The sequence below is a fragment of the Streptomyces sp. NBC_01224 genome, from assembly GCF_036002945.1.
GTDB lineage: Bacteria > Actinomycetota > Actinomycetes > Streptomycetales > Streptomycetaceae > Streptomyces.
Genome location: NZ_CP108529.1, coordinates 2313262 through 2330571, shown reverse-complemented (window position 1 = coordinate 2330571; position 17310 = coordinate 2313262). Strand labels below are relative to the sequence as shown.

13 protein-coding genes are annotated in these 17310 nt (G+C 71.7%); 10 read left to right on the top strand and 3 right to left on the bottom strand.

Features of this window, described 5'->3' with window-relative positions:
• Positions 1 to 20 precede the first annotated feature (20 nt).
• A complete protein-coding gene (locus tag OG609_RS09800) occupies positions 21 to 929 on the bottom strand; it encodes a M28 family peptidase (RefSeq protein WP_327272463.1) in 909 nt (302 codons plus the stop codon).
• Between the two features lie 253 nt (positions 930 to 1182).
• On the opposite strand from OG609_RS09800, the gene OG609_RS09795 reads away from it, so the two are divergent.
• The 8 genes from OG609_RS09795 to OG609_RS09760 all read left to right on the top strand — a co-directional run bounded on the left by OG609_RS09795 (position 1183) and on the right by OG609_RS09760 (position 13795).
• The gene (locus OG609_RS09795) at positions 1183 to 4473 is read left to right on the top strand and encodes an ABC transporter permease (RefSeq protein WP_327272462.1); all 3291 of its coding nucleotides are present in this window, start codon (positions 1183 to 1185) and stop codon (positions 4471 to 4473) included.
• Positions 4470 to 7292, top strand: coding sequence for an FtsX-like permease family protein (locus OG609_RS09790; RefSeq protein ID WP_327272461.1), 2823 nt, complete (start codon positions 4470 to 4472; stop codon positions 7290 to 7292). Before OG609_RS09795 ends, OG609_RS09790 begins: the two co-directional genes overlap by 4 nt.
• A 22-nt stretch (positions 7293 to 7314) precedes the next feature.
• Positions 7315 to 8217, top strand: coding sequence for an ABC transporter ATP-binding protein (locus OG609_RS09785; protein WP_327272460.1), 903 nt, complete (start codon positions 7315 to 7317; stop codon positions 8215 to 8217).
• Positions 8218 to 8300: 83 nt separating this feature from the next.
• The gene (locus OG609_RS09780) at positions 8301 to 9050 is read left to right on the top strand and encodes an ABC transporter ATP-binding protein (RefSeq protein ID WP_327272459.1); all 750 of its coding nucleotides are present in this window, start codon (positions 8301 to 8303) and stop codon (positions 9048 to 9050) included.
• Positions 9051 to 9205: 155 nt separating this feature from the next.
• Entirely contained in the window at positions 9206 to 11749 is a 2544-nt protein-coding gene (locus OG609_RS09775; RefSeq protein ID WP_327272458.1) for a sensor histidine kinase KdpD, read from the top strand.
• 70 nt (positions 11750 to 11819) lie between these two features.
• Positions 11820 to 12512 (top strand): response regulator, encoded by a 693-nt coding sequence (locus OG609_RS09770; protein ID WP_327277990.1) that lies wholly within the window; start codon positions 11820 to 11822, stop codon positions 12510 to 12512.
• Between the two features lie 98 nt (positions 12513 to 12610).
• Positions 12611 to 13027, top strand: coding sequence for an OB-fold nucleic acid binding domain-containing protein (locus tag OG609_RS09765; protein WP_327272457.1), 417 nt, complete (start codon positions 12611 to 12613; stop codon positions 13025 to 13027).
• A gap of 3 nt (positions 13028 to 13030) precedes the next feature.
• On the top strand, positions 13031 to 13795 hold the full coding sequence (locus OG609_RS09760) for a DUF3159 domain-containing protein (RefSeq protein ID WP_266357071.1): 765 nt from the start codon (positions 13031 to 13033) through the stop codon (positions 13793 to 13795).
• 80 nt (positions 13796 to 13875) lie between these two features.
• Here the strand turns inward: OG609_RS09760 and OG609_RS09755 are convergent, their stop codons facing one another.
• Together OG609_RS09755 and OG609_RS09750 are read right to left on the bottom strand one after the other, a co-directional pair.
• Complete coding sequence (locus OG609_RS09755) at positions 13876 to 14556, bottom strand: potassium channel family protein (RefSeq protein WP_327272456.1); 681 nt, start codon at positions 14554 to 14556, stop codon at positions 13876 to 13878.
• Entirely contained in the window at positions 14556 to 15224 is a 669-nt protein-coding gene (locus tag OG609_RS09750) for a potassium channel family protein (RefSeq protein ID WP_072485889.1), read from the bottom strand. The genes OG609_RS09755 and OG609_RS09750 overlap by 1 nt, the downstream gene beginning before the upstream one ends.
• A 262-nt stretch (positions 15225 to 15486) precedes the next feature.
• Here OG609_RS09750 and OG609_RS09745 point away from each other — a divergent pair, with 262 nt between their 5' ends.
• Both OG609_RS09745 and OG609_RS09740 read left to right on the top strand, forming a co-directional pair.
• A complete protein-coding gene (locus OG609_RS09745) occupies positions 15487 to 16143 on the top strand; it encodes a GntR family transcriptional regulator (RefSeq protein ID WP_327272455.1) in 657 nt (218 codons plus the stop codon).
• A 94-nt stretch (positions 16144 to 16237) separates the two neighbouring features.
• Positions 16238 to 17263 carry a 1-aminocyclopropane-1-carboxylate deaminase gene (locus tag OG609_RS09740; RefSeq protein ID WP_327277989.1) on the top strand — a complete coding sequence of 342 codons (1026 nt, stop codon included), beginning with the start codon at positions 16238 to 16240 and terminating at the stop codon, positions 17261 to 17263.
• Positions 17264 to 17310 lie beyond the last annotated feature (47 nt).

Here is a 17310-nt window from a genome sequence, read left to right as displayed (position 1 = left end):
CTCGATCCTGGGGATGGGGGTCAGCGTCGGGCAGTGGTGGCGGCGAGTTTCCACAGCACGCCGATGAGGGCATCGGTGCTGGTCGTCTCCGTCTTCGGGTCCACGTTGGCCAGGTTGTCGCACGCCTCGTGGATACAGTCCGAGATACCGGTGCTGAAGCCCGACGACGGGATGCCGGCGTTTCCGAACGACTCGTGGTCCGAACCGCCGACGCCGATGTCGAACGTGGGGATGCTCCGTTCGGCGAACCATGCCTCGAACGCCTGCTGAGCTTCGGTCTCGCCGTGCTCGTCGTCGTGGACCACGAGCCACTGCCGGGTGTTCTTGCTGCCCGCCTGGTCGAAGTTGAGGTAGACGTCGATCCTGCGGCGCTCGGCCCCGGAGAGCTTCCCGACGTAGTCCGCCGAGCCGATCAGTCCCGACTCCTCCCCGCCCCACCATGCGAACCGGAGGTGCCGCTCGGGCTTGAGACGGGACTTGGCCACCTGGAGGGCGGTGGTCAGGACCGCGGCCGAGCCCGAGCCGTTGTCGTTGATCCCCGGGCCCTCCTTGACGCTGTCGAGGTGGGCGCCGGTCAGCAGCACGTGATCCGGGTCGCCGCCCGGCCAGTCGGCGATCAGGTTGTTGCCGGTGGCGCCGTTGTAGGTGAAGGGGACCAGTTTCGTGCGGAAGCCGGCCCGGTCCAGGGCGTTCTTCACATAGGCCACCGAGTCCGCGTATCCCTGCGTGCCGTGCGCGCGGTTGCCGCCGTTGCGGTCGGCGATGCGCTGCAGCGCGCGCAGGTGGGGCATCACCTGCTGCTCGGAGACGGTGGGGGCGGTGGGGGCCTGGGCTTTCGCGGTTGCGGTTGCGGCGGGGACCGCGGACAGGGTCAGGGATATCCCGAGGGCTCCGGCGACAAGCCCGGGAAGGCTCCTTCGTAACGTCATGCGCACCCTTTCAAGGACGGGGCACTCGCCCCGGTGGACCCTGGCAAGGCTGGTCAGTCGGTGTCAGGAAGTTGTCGGGAAGCGGTTGTACTCCGATAAAGAGAACGTCCGTGCCGTTCGACGCTGCGAAGTGGCTGTCCGTCAAGTTCACGCCCGGCGATGGTGTCCAACTTGTCCAGACCATTGCGGCACGTATGACGTCCACCCATACTGGCTTGATCATCCGGGGGGATGAGAGGGGCCAGGGGGACTGGTGAGGAAACGGGGAAGGCGGACGCCTGCGCTGCTGCGCCGCAGCAGGCACCACGGTCTGGTGCTCTGCGCGGCCGGACTCGCGGTGCTGCTCGCGGCCACCGTGCTGGCGGCGCTGGCCGCCCTCACCGAGCGCGCGGTCGAGGGCGGGGTGCAGCGGCGGCTCGCTGCGGACTCCGGAGCCGCCGTCCAGGTCGCGGGCCGTCACGGTGCCGGGGAGGAAGCGGCGTACGTCCGTACCGACAAGGCCGTACGTGCCGCGATGGACGATGTCTTCGCCGGTGTGCCGCAGCACACCTGGGCGGCGCACCGGGCACCGGCGGCCATGTCCAGCGGCTACCCCGTAAGCGGTGCCGACGGCCGTACGGTCGAGGACCTGACCGTCTCCGTCGTCGCACTCCAGGACCGGACGCGCCACGCCCGGCTGCTCTCCGGCCGTTGGCCGCGCGGCTCCACGGCAGGTGGTGCGACGGAGGCGGCACTGCCCAGGGTCCTCGCCGCCCGGCTCCAGTTGCGCCCCGGCAGCCGGTTCACGGTCGACGCCAACGGCCGGGGCCGGGTGTCCCTGCGGCTGAGCGGGACCTACTCCGCCCAGGGCCGGTCGCCCGCCGTCTGGGACGCCCTTGCCGGGGACTACGGAAGCATCGAGAACCTGGTCCTTCTCGCCCCTGAAGCCTTCACCGCGAACCCCCGGCTGGCCGGGGACTCCAACGATCTGTGGCTCGGCGTACCGGTCGCCTCCGGCCTGCGACTGGACGGCATCGACGCACTCGCCGAACGGCTGGACAACTTCAGCGGCAGCGACACCGGCCGTTCCGTCTTCCACGGCGGTCCGGCCCCCGGCTCCGAACTCGCCGTACTCGACGGACTCGCGGACACCCTGCGTGAACTCGACACCCCCATCGCCGTCGCCCGCGCCGGCCTCTACATCCCCGCCACACTGCTGGCGGCACTCGCCGCCGCCGCGCTCGTCCTCACCGCCCGCCAACTCGCCGAACACCGCAGGCCCGAACAGGCCCTGCTCGCGGCACGCGGCGCCGGGGCCCCGCGGATCACCGGCGCGGCCGCCGCCCAGTGGGCGGCCGTAGCCCTCCCGGCGGGCTGCGCCGCACCGTTCCTCGCCGGACCGCTGCTACGACTCCTGGACCGGGGCGGGCTCGTCCCCGGAGGCGTCCCCGACGAGCCGTCGACACTCGCCCTCGCCTGGGCCGTCGCGCTGCTCGCCGTCGTCATGCACGGCGCCGCGCTGCTGCTGCCGACCGTGCGTGCGGTACGCGACCGGCGCACCGTCTCCCGGCTGCGACAGCGCCTGAGCCGGTACTCCGGCGCACAGCGCACGGGAACCGATGTCGCCCTGGTCGCGGTCGCCGTGCTCGGCTGGCTCCAGCTGCGGCAGCACCGGTCCCCGGTCCTGGCGGGCAATGGCAGCAGCGGCGTCGATCCGGTGCTCGTCCTGGCGCCCGTCGCGATGACCACCGCGGCCGTCCTGCTGGTCCTGCGGCTGCTGCCACTGGCCGGCCGGCTCCTCGACCCGATGGCCCGGCGCGGCACCGGACTCGTACTCCCACTCGGCGGCTGGCAGATCGGCCGCCGCGCCTCCCGGCACGCCGGACCGACCCTGGTCGTCGCCCTGGCACTGGCCGTCGGCGCGCTCAGTGCCACTGCCCTGGCGATCCTCGACCGGGGCGACCACGACCAGGCCGTGTTCGCCGTCGGCTCGGACCTGAGGATCACCGCGGGGCCCGAGGGCGCCGGAGGCGTACCGGCGGGGGAGCGCAGAGCGGCCTACCGGAAGCTGCCGGGCGTCGACGCGCTCACCCCCGTACTGGAGGCGCCCGGCTACGTGGCGGACAAGCCCGTCGCGGTCACCGGAATCAACACCGCACGCGGTCCCGTGCCCACCCTGCGCCCCGACCTCTCCGACCGGCCGCTCGCCGATCTCCTGCGCCCGCTCGGACGCACCGTCCCACGCCATGGACTGGCGCTCGCCGGGACTCCTCGCACCCTGCCGCTGCGGGTGGCGCTCAGCGCCGACGGCCCCGGCACACCCGCACCGATCACCCTCACCGTCACCTTCGAGGACGGCGACGGCCTCGCCCACGAGAGCTCCGTGGTGCTGCGCACCACGGGCACGCGGGCCCGCACCGTACAACTGCCCGTGCCCGCGCGCACCGGGCCGCTGCGGATCCTCCGGGTCAGCCTGAACATGCGGGGTGAAACGGTCCGCCGCACCTACCGCCTGACGGTCGACCGGATCCCGGGCGCGACCGCGCCGGCGTCCCTGAAGGATGTCACCGGCACCGACGTGTCCGATCCGGGCACCGCGGGCTGCCCCGGCGTGGAACCCGATACGTTCGCCCCGACCCCCGGTACCGGGCCCGTGCTCTGCGGCAACCGGCCGCGGGCCGGCGCACTCCTCGACGCGGTGCTGCGCGGCCCCGACGTCGCATCGACCTCGCCCCTGTGGGACATCCGGCTGGCGGTCGGCACCGTGCGGGTCACTCCCGATGTGCCCGCCCTGGCCGATGCGGCGCTGCTCGCCCAGGGCACTGTCAGGATCGGGGACACCGTGGACGTGGCGCCGCCCGACGGGGGCGCCCTGTCCTTCAAGGTGATCGGCCGGATCGAGGCCGTTCCCGGCGTCGACCGGGACTTCCCGCGCCTCCTCGTCGACTCCCGGGCGCTGACCGGTCTGCTCGCCGCCCAGGGCCGGCTGCCCGAGGCCGAGACCGGCTGGCTGGCCTCGGTCCGGGGGCACGATGCGAGCGCCGCGCTGCGGGCGGTGGTCGCGGATCCGCGGCTCGGTGTCGCGACGGACGTGCCCCATGAACGAGCCCGGCTCGCCGACGATCCGCTGAGGCACGGCGCTCGCGGCGCCCTCACACTCTGCCTGCTGCTGGCCCCCGCCTTCGCGGTGATCGCCTTCACGCTGCACACCGCGCTCTCCGCGAGGGACCGGCGCCGGGAGTTCGCGCTGCTGCGGGCCATCGGCGTACGGCGCGGCCAGCTCGCCGCGTACCTCTGGACCGAACAGCTGGGGCTGTCAGCCGTCGCCGCGCTGCTGGGCACCCTGCTCGGCACGTTGCTCGCGGCTGCGATCATGCCGGTGGTCACGGTGAACACCGACGGACAGCAGGTCTTCCCCGTCCTGCTGACGTCCGTGCCCTGGGCGCGGGTGGCGATGACCGGGGCGGCCACGACCGTACTGATCTGCGTGGTGGTCGGTTTCGCCGCCCGGTTCCTGGCACGGGTGGATCTGGCACGGGTACTGCGAGCGGGGGACGACGGATGAGCGACCGAGCACCGGGCGCGGAGCCCGCCTTCACCGGTGGCCTCGTCGACAGGGTTCGCGCGCTCCGCTCCTGGCGACCCGACGTGCTGACGATCCGTGAGGCGCGGTCCGACGCCGTACTGCTGGCCTGTCTCGCCGCGCTCGTCGCCCTGCTCACCGCCGCGGCCGCCGCCGCACCGCCGCTCATGGACCGGCTCGCCGGACATGCCCTGCTCGACCGGGTGGCCGCCGTCCAGGCGAACGGGCCAGGCCTGCAGTTCAGTTCGGCGCTTGAAATCCCCCACACCAAGAGGACCGAACCGGTCACGTTCGGGCGGGACCTCGACGACTCGGGCAAGCACATCATGAGTGCCGCGCCCGTTGTGCTCACCGACCGCCTGGTGGCCCGGTCCGCCCGCGTGGAACTCCCGCCGGTGGCGGCCACGATCGGCGACGAGTCCGTCGCGCTCGGCCTGCTGTACGCGAACGACGCGCCCCGGGGGCGTTCCTACACCGCGGGCCGGGCACCGGGCGAGAACCGTAGCCGGGTCGAGATCGCCGTATCGGCCCGGACGGCGGACGTGCTGGGGCTCCGCGTCGGACAGCGTCTCACCCTCCGGCAGGGCAGCCTGCCCGTGACGACTCCGGCCGTGGTGGCCGGTGTCTTCGAGCTCGGCTCGCAGCGGATAGGCCGCGAAGTACCACTGCTCGGCGACCCGTTGAAGGTGCCCGGCGCCACCACGGGCATCGACCGGCAAGCCACCGCACTGACCTCGCCCGGCGCGCTCGAAAGGCTCCAGAGGTCAGGACAGGTCCAGCTCTCCGCCACCTGGAACCAGCAGCTCGACCTGACAGGTGCCGAAGCGATCCGGTTCAGCGGTGCACACGGCAGCGCGGAGCTTCAGCGCGGGCTGTACCAGTACGGGCAGCTGGTCGACGACTCGTTCTGCCGACAGGACGCCGACGGATACCAGGTCTGCACCGTCGGTGCGCACGGGGCGTCCCCGCTGACCATGTCGAGCCAACTGCCGGACATGGCAGCGCGGTTCACCACCGAATGGCACCGCGCCGAGGCCGTCATCTCGTTCTCACTCGTCTCGCTGATCAGCGTCGGCCTGGCCACCTGTGTCGTCACGGCCCTGCTCGCCGTACGCCGCAGGCTCGACGCACACCGGCTCCAACGGGCCCGGGGGGCTGCCGCGCTCGGCCTCGCCGCCACCCGTGCCGGACAGACCGCCCCGGTCGTGCTGATCGGCATGCTGGTGGGCCTCGCAGTGGCCTGGTCCGTCGCACCTTCGGGCGCGAGCAGCCCGGCCTACGGCACGGCGGCGGTCGTCGCGGCACTCGCCTGGCTGGTGCTGCCCGCGCTGACCTGGAACGCGGTACGGGACAGAGCGCCGCGACGGCCCGCCGACGGCCGGGACGGGGCACGCGCCGGCGCACGCCGGATCACCGCCGAGGCCACCGTGCTGCTGCTCGCCGCCGCAGGTGTCCTCGCCCTGCGGACCCGGGGCATGCAGGATGCGACCGATCCCCAACTCGCCGCTGTGCCTGCCCTGCTGGGGCTGGCGACCGTTCTGCTGCTGGTGCGCTGCTACCCGCCCCCGGTTCGGTTCCTGGCCCGCTGGTCCGCGCGCCGTCGCGGCGCCGTCCCGATGATCGCGCTCGCCCGGGCTGCCAAGGACGCCCCAGCGCGCGCCCTCGCACTCCTCGTCCTGGTCATCACCCTGGGCACCGCCGTCTTCAGCAGCCTCGTCGCCGGGACGATCGCCGAAGGACGCCGCACCGCCGCCGACTGGCACGTCGGAGCCGACGCCTCCTACGCCGGCGCCCAGGCCGACCCGGAGACCGCGCAGAAGCTGTCCCGCGCCCCGGGGGTCCGCCACCGGGTGACCGTCTCCCGCACCTCTGCGGCGCTCATCGGCGCCGAGGACGGCGGCAACTACGGCCGGGCCGACCTGGTCTCCCTCGACGCCTCCGAGCTCGGTGCCGCGGCGCCCGGCTCCCCGGCCGCGGCGGCCCTGTCCCGGGCCCCGCGCGCCGGCCACGGGGCCGTCCCGGTGCTCACCGGACCCGGGCTGCCGGTCGGGACGACGTACACCAGCACCCTGCGCGGCCGGACCCTCACCTTCACCGTCGTCGGCAGGCTCACCGACGACGCGGCCCACGACCCGGCGCTCGGCCCGGTGCTCGAAGACCGCGACAGCCGCGTGCTGCTCGCCGACGCGGCAGCGCTCACCGGGTTCCGCGCCAAGGACCAGGAGGAGAAGACGCTCCTGCTGTACGGCTCCGCAATCGACGCGGACGTGCTGCGCGGCATCGCGCCACGGGCCACCGTCAAGGACAGTGCGGGCGAGCTGCGGATCCGCTCCGAGGCGGAGGCCCGAGACCGGGACGACGGTGTGCTCGTCGCCCTGTCCACCGCGCACACCGTCTGCTCGCTGCTCGCGGCCCTGCTGGCCTTCGTCGCGCTCGTGCTCGATCTGCTGCTCTCCGCGCCCGAACGCGGCCGCACCGCGGCGAAGCTCCGTACGCTGGGCCTCGGTACCCGCGCCGTCGGAGGGCTGCAGATCCTGCAACTGCTGCCGATGGCACTGGCCGCCGCGGCCGGCGGGGTCGCTCTCGGCGCGGCGCTTCCGGCCCTGCTCGGACCGGCCCTGAAACTGCGCTACTTCACGGGCGGCCCCGCCGAACCGGCCCTGCACGCCGATTACGCACCGGTGGCCCTGCTGGGCGTCGGATTCGCCGTACTGATCGCGGCGGCCGTCGCCGCGGAGACCTGGCTGGCCCGCCGCCGCGGACTGGGGGCGGTCCTACGAGTGGGGGAGAACGGCACATGACGGATGACGAGGAGAAGACCGCATGACGGACCTCCGTGAACTTGAGGCGCGCGCCAGGGCAGGCACCGTGCCCGCCCCCGACGAGGGCCTGGTCATCTGCGACAACGTCGTACGCGTCTACCGCACAGAGGACGTCGAGGTGCAGGCGCTCCAGGGCCTCGACCTCGTCGTGCGGGAGGGCGAGTGCATTGCGCTCGTCGGAGCCTCCGGCTCCGGCAAGTCGACCCTGCTCGCCATCCTGTCCGGCCTCGACACCCCCACCGCGGGATCGGCCAGGGTCGCCGGGCACGACCTGCTGTCCATGCGCCGCCGCGAACGCCTCGACTACCGGCGGCGCACCGTCGGCTTTGTCTGGCAGCAGACCGGACGCAACCTGCTGCCGTATCTCACCGCCGTGGAGAACGTCACCCTGCCGATGAAGTACACCGGTGTCCCGCGCGCCCGGCGCGAGGCGCGGGCCACCGAACTCCTCGGCGTCCTCGGCATCGCGCACTGCCGCGACCGCAGACCCGCCGAGCTCAGCGGTGGCGAACAGCAGCGCGTCGCCGTCGCCGTGGCTACCGCCAACAGCCCCCGGGTCCTGCTCGCCGACGAGCCGACCGGCGAACTCGACACCGCCAGTGGCGAGGACGTCTTCGCCGCCCTGCGCCGCGCCAACGACGAACTCGGCGCGACCGTCCTGGTCGTCACCCACGACCCGATGGTCTCCGGGCAGGTGCGGCGTACGGTACGCATCCGCGACGGCCGGACCTCCACGGAGACCCTGCGCGACGGCGGCCCCGGCGGCGGCGCGGAGGAATTCGCCGTACTCGACCGGGTGGGGCGGCTGCAGCTGCCCGACGACTATCTGCGACGGTACGGGCTCCGCCACCGGGTGCGCCTCACCGCCGAGAACGACCACATCGGCGTCTGGCCGGACGCCTGACCACCGCCCTTCGGCCATTGCCCAGTCCTGTGCCCGATGCACATACTGGCGGCCGACGGGACCGATCACGTACGGGGAGAGACATGACCGACAACACCGGCCGGACGAGCACCGGCGGGCAGAGCGGCGCGGCGGTCGACGAGGACCCGGCCCGCGGGCCCATGGTCCGGGTCGAGGACCTGCACCGCTCGTACGGCACCGGCGCCGCGGTCGTGCACGCGCTGCGCGGGGTGTCCTTCGAGGTGCCGCGCGGTGAACTCGTCGCGCTCAAGGGGCGCTCGGGCTCAGGCAAGACGACGCTCCTCAACCTCGTCGGTGGCCTCGACAGCCCCGACGGCGGCCGGATCACCGTCGGGGGCACGGACCTCGCCGAACTCGGCGAGAACGGGCTCCTGGAGCTGCGCCGGGACCGGATCGGCTTCATCTTCCAGTCGTTCGGCCTGATCCCGATCCTGACCGCCGCGGAGAACGTCGGCGTACCCATGCGGCTGCGCAAGGCGGACCCGCGCGAGCGCGAGGACCGGGTGGCGCTGCTGCTCTCCATGGTCGGCCTCGCCGACCACGCCGCCCAGCGCCCCGGCGAACTCTCCGGCGGCCAGCAGCAGCGCGTCGCGATCGCCCGCGCGCTGGCCAACCGCCCCGCGCTGCTGATCGCGGACGAGCCGACAGGGCAGCTCGACGCGGAGACCGGTCTCGCGGTGATGGAGCTGCTGCGGGCGGTGGTGCGGAGTGAAGGCGTCACGGCGCTGGTGGCGACGCATGATGCGCAGCTGCTGGGGCTGGCGGACCGGGTGCTGGAGCTGAGCGACGGGCACATCGTCGAACACGAGTAGTGGGACGGGGCGGGGGCCGGGTCCCTCCGAGGCGTCAGAATCCTGTCAATTCGGCCCCTCGCCCCACCCCCCGTCCCATTTGTCGAGAATCCTCGGGGTAGCTTCGAACCGGCTGCCGCATCGGCGGCAGCCGGTTCAGAGAAGACAATGGGGCCATGGCACGCGGCAAGCTTCGGATCTACCTGGGTGCGGCACCCGGTGTCGGCAAGACGTACGCGATGCTCTCCGAGGCCCACCGCCGTGTGGAACGGGGCACCGACTGCGTCGTCGCCTTCGTGGAGCACCACGACCGCCCGCGCACCGAGGTCATGCTGCACGGCCTGGAGCAGATCCGGCGACGTGAGATCGAGTACCGCTCCGCCGTCTTCACCGAGATGGACGTCGACGCGGTCCTGGAGCGCGCCCCGGCCGTCGCCCTGGTGGACGAACTGGCGCACACCAATGTGCCGGGCTCCCGCAACGCCAAGCGCTGGCAGGACGTGGAAGAGCTCCTCCAGGCCGGCATAGACGTGATCTCCACCGTCAACATCCAGCACCTGGAATCACTCGGCGACGTCGTCGAGGCCATAACCGGCGTACGGCAGCGCGAGACCGTCCCCGACGAGGTCGTGCGCAGGGCCGACCAGCTCGAACTCGTCGACATGTCGCCCCAGGCGCTGCGCCGCCGGATGGCCCACGGCAACATCTACAAGCCGGACCGGATCGACGCGTCCCTGTCCAACTACTTCCGCCCCGGCAACCTGACCGCCCTGCGCGAGCTGGCCCTCCTCTGGGTCGCCGACCGGGTCGACGAATACCTTCAGCAGTACCGCGGCGAGCACAACATCCGCACCACCTGGCAGGCCCGCGAACGCATCGTCGTCGGACTCACCGGCGGTCCCGAGGGCCGTACGCTCATCCGCCGAGCGTCCCGGATGGCGGCCAAGGGCTCCGGCAGCGAGATCCTCGCCGTCTACATCGCCCGCAGCGACGGACTGACCTCCGCCTCGCCCAAGGAACTCACCGTCCAGCGCACCCTCGTGGAGGACCTCGGCGGCACGTTCCACCATGTCATCGGCGACGACATACCGTCGGCCCTCCTCGAATTCGCCCGTGGGGTGAACGCCACGCAGATCGTCCTCGGCTCCAGCCGCCGCAAGGCCTGGCAGTACATCTACGGACCGGGCGTGGGCGCCACCGTCGCCCGCGAGTCCGGCCCCGACCTCGACGTCCATATCGTCACCCACGAAGAAGTCGCCAAGGGCCGCGGGCTGCCCATCGCCCGCGGCGCCCGGCTGGGCCGGGTCCGGATCATCTGGGGCTGGCTGGTCGGGGTGGGCGGCCCGGCCCTTCTCACGCTGCTTCTGATCGGCCTGAACAGCGGCCCCGGGCTCGCCAACGACGTCCTGCTGTTCCTCTTCATGACCGTAGCGGCGGCCCTGATCGGCGGGCTGCTGCCGGCCCTCGCCTCGGCCGCCGTGGGCTCGCTGCTGCTGAACTACTGGTTCACCCCGCCCACCCATACGCTGACCGTCCAGGATCCGGAGAACTTCGTCGCCATCGTGATCTTCTTCGCGGTGGCTGTCTCGGTCGCCTCGGTCGTCGATCTGGCGGCCCGCCGTACCCACCAGGCGGCCCGGCTGCGCGCCGAATCGGAGATCCTCTCCTTCCTGGCCGGCAGTGTGCTGCGCGGCGAGACCACTTTGGACGCGCTCCTGGACCGGGTCCGCGAGACCTTCGGCATGGAGTCCGTCGCCCTGCTGGAGCGGCAGAGCGACGTCGATCCGTGGACGTGCGCCGGGAGTGTCGGGCCGAGCCCGGTGGCCCGGCCGGAGGACGCGGATGTGGACATGCCCGTCGGCGACCACATGGCGCTCGCGCTCTCCGGCCGGGTGCTGCCCGCCGAGGACCGCCGGGTGCTCGGCGCGTTCGCCGCCCAGGCCGCCGTCGTACTGGACCGCCAGCGCCTGGTCGACGAGGCGGAGGAGGCCCGGCGGCTCGCCGAGGGAAACCGGATCAGGACGGCCCTCCTCGCCGCCGTCAGCCACGATCTGCGCACCCCGCTCGCCGCCATCAAGGCCGCTGTCAGCTCCCTGCGCTCCGACGACGTCGCCTGGTCCGACGAGGACCAGGCCGAACTCCTCGAAGGCATCGAGAACGGCGCCGACCGCCTCGACCACCTCGTGGGCAACCTCCTCGACATGTCCAGGCTGCAGACCGGCACCGTCACCCCGCTGATCCGCGAGATCGACCTCGACGAGGTGGTCCCGATGGCGCTCGGCGGCGTCCCCGAGGGCAGCGTGGACCTGGACATTCCCGAGACCCTGCCGATGGTCGACGTCGACCCCGGGCTGCTGGAGAGGGCCGTCGCCAACATCGTCGAGAACGCCGTCAAGTACAGCCCCTACGCAGAACGCGTCACGGTGGCCGCCAGTGCGCTCGGCGATCGCGTCGAGCTACGGGTGGCCGACCGCGGCCCCGGCGTCCCCGACGACGCCAAGGAGCGCATCTTCGAGCCCTTCCAGCGCTACGGCGACGCCCCACGCGGCGCAGGCGTGGGACTGGGCCTCGCCGTCGCCCGTGGCTTCGTGGAGTCCATGGGCGGCACGCTGGACGCCGAGGACACCCCCGGCGGCGGCCTCACCATGGTGCTGACCCTCAAGGCGGCATCGGGATACGTTCCCGTCAGCCCCGACCTGCCCGCGCGGGTCACCTCATGACCTCGCGGGTCACCTCATGATCTCCGCAACATTCCAGGAGATCGCCGTACAGCAGAAAGGCAGGACCCCCATGACCCGGGTGCTTGTGGTCGACGACGAGCCGCAGATCGTACGCGCCCTCGTGATCAACCTGAAGGCGCGCAAGTACGAGGTGGACGCCGCGCCCGACGGCGCGACCGCCCTCCAGCTCGCCGCCGCCCGTCACCCCGATGTCGTCGTCCTCGACCTCGGGCTGCCGGACATGGACGGCGTCGAGGTGATCAAGGGGCTGCGCGGCTGGACCCGGGTGCCGATCCTGGTGCTCTCCGCCCGCCACACCTCCGACGAGAAGGTCGAGGCCCTGGACGCCGGAGCCGACGACTACGTCACCAAGCCGTTCGGCATGGACGAGCTGCTGGCCCGGCTGCGTGCCTCCGTCCGCCGCGCCGAACCCGTCGGCCAGCACGGCTCCGACGACGTCGTGATCGTCGAGACCGATGGGTTCACCGTCGACCTGGCGGCGAAGAAGGTCCACCGCGAGGGACGCGACGTACGGCTCACCCCCACCGAATGGCACCTGCTGGAGGTCCTGGTCCGCAACAGCGGCCGGCTGGTCAGCCAGAAGCAGCTGCTCCAGGAGGTCTGGGGGCCCTCGTACGGCACCGAGACCAACTACCTGCGGGTCTACATGGCGCAGCTCAGGCGCAAGCTGGAGGCCGACCCCTCGCATCCCCGGCACTTCGTCACCGAGCCGGGGATGGGCTACCGCTTCGAGCGCGGCTGAACGGTCACCGGGTCCTGTCCCGTAATCCTTGCGAGTAACTCCTTCGAGTGAGACCCGGGACACCCGCTCGGAGCACGGGAGACCGGTACCCTTCGGATATGAGTGCTGTTCCTCGATCCGAGAAGCCCGGCAAGGCTGTGAAGCCGTCCGGCCGCTTCCGGCGGATGCTCGACCGGCTGTCCAGCTCCCAGGAGGACCTGGAGTCCGAGGAGCTGCAGGAGGACTCGCAGGCTTCGGGTTGCACGCGCATCTCCGAATGCACCGACCGCCAGATCGTCAAGGTGACTGGTACGTTGCGGACCGTCACCCTGCGGCCGCGCGCCGGAGTGCCCGCCCTGGAGGCGGAGCTCTTCGACGGCACCGCTCCGCTGGACGTGGTCTGGCTGGGCCGGCGCTCCATCGCGGGCATAGAACCGGGGCGCAGGCTCATCGCCTCGGGCCGGATCGCCATGAGCCATGGACGCCGGGTGCTGTTCAACCCCAAATACGAACTCCGACCGCTCGGCAAGGAGTAGCCGGTGACGTCTCTCGACAAGCCGACGTCCGACAAGGACCGCACCACCCGCACCGACCAGCAGGAGGCCGACGCGAAAGCGGTCACCGAGGCCGCGCTCTTCGAGGCGTTCGGCGGTGTCCGGGGGATGGTGGAGACAGTCGTTCCCGGGCTGCTCTTCGTCACGATCTTCACGATCAACAAGGATCTGCACCTCTCGGCCATCGCGGCCCTGGTGGTGTCCCTGGTCCTCGTCGCCGTGCGGCTGATCCGCAGGGACACCGTCAAGCACGCCTTCAGCGGTGTCTTCGGCGTGGCCTTCGGTGTGGTCTTCGCGATGATGACCGGCAATGCCAAGGACTTCTATCTGCCGGGCATGCTCTACACGCTCGGCCTGGCACTCGCCTACCTGATCACCACCCTCGCCGGGGTGCCGCTGATCGGTCTGATGCTGGGCCCGGTGTTCAAGGAGAACCTCTCCTGGCGCACCAGGAACCCCGGCCGCAAGAAGGCGTACGCCAAAGCCAGTTACGCCTGGGGGCTGATCCTGCTCGCCAAGTGCGCGATCCTCTTCCCGCTGTACTGGTGGGCCGACACCACCCAGTTCGGCTGGGTCCTGGTCGCCCTGAAGATCCCGCCGTTCCTGCTCGCGGTCTATCTGACCTGGGTCTTCCTCGCCAAGGCGCCGCCGCCCATCGATGTCTTCGCCGAGATGGAGGCGCAGGAGCAGGCCGAGAAGGCCCGCAAGGCGGAGGCGGCCGCCGCCGCGACGCGTCACCAGGAGTTCTGAACCGCCCACGACAGACGGAAGGGGCCCGGCACCGTGCGAAAACGGTTCCGGGCCCCTTCCGTCTGCCTGCCCTGCCTCGGTCAGTCCTCCTCCGAGTCGCCCCGGCGTACCGACAGCAGGTCCTCCAACTGCTCCTCACGTGCCTGTGCGGCCACGAACAGCAGCTCGTCACCGGCCTCCAGCGTCTCCTCGGTGCTCGGCGTCAGAACACGCTGCCCGCGGATGATGGTTACCAGCGAGGTGTCCTCGGGCCAGGCCACATCGCCGACCTGGGTGCCGGCCAGCGCCGACTCCGGGGGCAGCGTCAGCTCGACCAGGTTGGCGTCGCCATGGCTGAAGCGCAGCAGCCGGACCAGATCGCCGACGCTCACCGCCTCCTCGACCAGGGCCGACATCAGACGCGGCGTGGAGACCGCCACATCGACGCCCCAGGCCTCGTTGAACAGCCACTCGTTCTTCGGGTTGTTGACCCGGGCGACGACCCTCGGCACGCCGTACTCGGTCTTGGCGAGCAGCGAGACGACCAGATTCACCTTGTCGTCGCCGGTCGCGGCGATCACGACGTTGCAGCGTTGAAGCGCCGCCTCGTCGAGTGAGGTGATCTCGCAGGCGTCCGCCAGCAGCCACTCGGCCATCGGCACCCGCTCCACCGAAATGGCCGTCGGCGCCTTGTCGACGAGCAGCACCTCGTGCCCGTTCTCCAGCAGCTCGCCTGCGATGGAACGGCCCACCGCACCGGCCCCGGCAATCGCGACACGCATCAGTGACCGCCCTCCTCAGGACCCTCGGCGAAGGCCGCCTCGACCTTTGCGATCTCGTCCGTACGCATCATCACGTGGACCAGGTCGCCCTCCTGCAGCACCGTCTGCGAGGTGGGCAGAATGGCTTCGCCCAACCGGGTGAGGAACGCCACGCGGACGCCCGTCTCCTCCTGCAGCGTGCTGATCTTGTGGCCGATCCAGGACGGTGTGGTGTGTACCTCCGCGAGCTGCACACCGCCGCTCGGATCCCGCCACAGCGGCTCGGCGCCCGAGGGCAGCAGCCGCCGCAGCATCTGGTCCGCGGTCCAGCGCACGGTGGCGACCGTGGGGATACCGAGGCGCTGGTAGACCTCGGCGCGCCGGGGGTCGTAGATCCGCGCCGCGACATTCTCGATGCCGAACATCTCGCGGGCCACCCGGGCGGCGATGATGTTCGAGTTGTCGCCGCTGCTCACCGCGGCGAACGCACCGGCCTCCTCGATCCCCGCCTCACGGAGGGTGTCCTGGTCGAAGCCGACACCGGTGACGCGCCGCCCACCGAATCCGGACCCGAGGCGCCGGAACGCCGTGGGGTCCTGGTCGATGACGGCGACCGTGTGCCCCTGCTGCTCCAGGGTCTGCGCGAGAGCGGCTCCTACTCGCCCGCAGCCCATGATGACGATGTGCACCTTGCGCCTACCTCGCAGTCCTGGTTGTCCGGCTGACCTGCGAAAACACCCTGCTCACACTTCTTCCTCAGCTTGCCGGGCAAACAACGGGGCAACGGTCTGTCCCGTTGCCCAGGATGAGCTTATGCGGCCGGGAGTGCGAAGCCTCATCCGAGTGCGCCTTCGCCGCGCCTCGTGATGCGGACGGGGCCGCCCGCCGGATTCAGACACTGCGGGACGGACCCTTGAGTACGACGACTGCAGACATCTAACATGTCAGTTCATGGAGACCCTGCGCCCCGTCCGACGGACCCTGCTGCGGGACACCGCGTACGAGGCGATCCGTGACGCCATCGTCCGCGGCGACATCCCGCCCGGTGCCCCCGTCCGCGACGCCGACCTCGCCGAACGGCTCGGACTCTCCCGGGCCCCGGTCCGCGACGCACTGTCCCGGCTCTCCGGCGAGGGCCTCGTCGAATCCAAGCCGCAGAGCTACACCCGGGTGACCCGGCTGGTGCCGCGCGACGTCCGGGACGCGGCGGCGGTCGTCCGGGCCATGCAGGAACTCGCCGCCGGGACGGCCGTACCCCTCCTCACGGATTCGGACATCACGGCGATGCGCGAGGCGAACGACCGCTTCCGGGACGCGACCCGCCGCGGCGACGTGGCGGACGCACTGCGCGCCGACGACCGGCTCCACGACGTCCTCGTCACCGCCTGCGGCAACCGCGCCGTGGCCGCCACCGTCCGGCGCTACTCGCCCTTGATCCGGCGCCTGGAGTGGCGGCAGTTCGGCACGGCCGGCGCGGCACACGGCTCGGCGGAGCTGCACGACCGGCTGATCGAGGCGTGCGCGCGGCGCGATGCCGAAGCCGCGGCCCGGGTCACCGCGGAGATCTGGCGGGCGCTCGAAGAACTGGCCGACGAACCGCTCGAGTAGCCCGCAGCGCGCGATGCCCACCGGCCGAGCGATTCCGAGCGCGAGTGGACCCACCCCACCCCACCTCACCCCGACCAAGGGAGCCCCAGTGTCGATCTCGATCTCTTCGTACGACCGCTACCCCCTCCTCTTCGGCCCCTCGCCCGTGCACCGGCTCGACCGGCTCACCGAGCACCTCGGCGGCGCCGAGGTCTGGGCCAAGCGGGAGGACTGCAACTCCGGCATCGCCTACGGCGGCAACAAGACCCGCAAGCTCGAATACCTCGTCGCCGACGCCCTCGCGAAGGGCTGCGACACCCTCGTATCCATCGGCGGCGTCCAGTCCAACCACACCCGCCAGGTCGCGGCGGTCGCCGCCCGCGCCGGTCTCAAGTGCGTACTCATCCAGGAGAGCTGGGTCGAGTGGCCCGACGCCGTCTACGACAAGGTCGGCAACATCCTGATCAGCCGCCTGGCGGGCGCCGACGTCCGTCTGGTGCGCGCCGGGTTCGGTATCGGGGTCAAGGAGAGCTGGGAGCAGGCGCTGCGCGAGGTGGAGGAGGGCGGCGGCAGGCCGTACGCGATCCCCGCGGGCGCGTCCGACCACCCGCTGGGCGGGCTCGGCTTCGCGAACTGGGCGTACGAGGTGGCCGAGCAGGAACGCGCGCTCGGCGTGTTCTTCGACACCGTGGTCGTCTGCTCGGTGACCGGCTCCACCCAGGCCGGCATGGTCGCGGGCTTCGCCGCGCTGGAGGAGGCGGGCGCCCGCCCACGCCGCGTACTGGGCATCGACGCCTCCGCCGAGCCCGCCCGTACCCGCGAGCAGATCGCCCGGATCGCGGCCGGCACCGCACGGCTCATCGGGGTGCGCCGGGAACTCACCGTGGACGACATCGAGCTCGACGAGCGCTACCACGCGGGCACCTACGGCATCCCCGACGACACGACCCTCGACGCCATGCGGCTGGCCGCCCGTACCGAGGGCATGGTCACCGACCCCGTGTACGAGGGGAAGTCGATGGCGGGAATGGCCGATCTCGTGGCCCGCGGCGAGATCGCCCGCGATTCCACCGTCCTTTACGCACATCTCGGCGGTCAGCCCGCATTGAATGGTTACAGCGCACTTTTCGCGGACGCTTAGTGCAAGGATTTCGTTAAGGATTTCGTGGCTTTTTCGTCCGAGCGCAG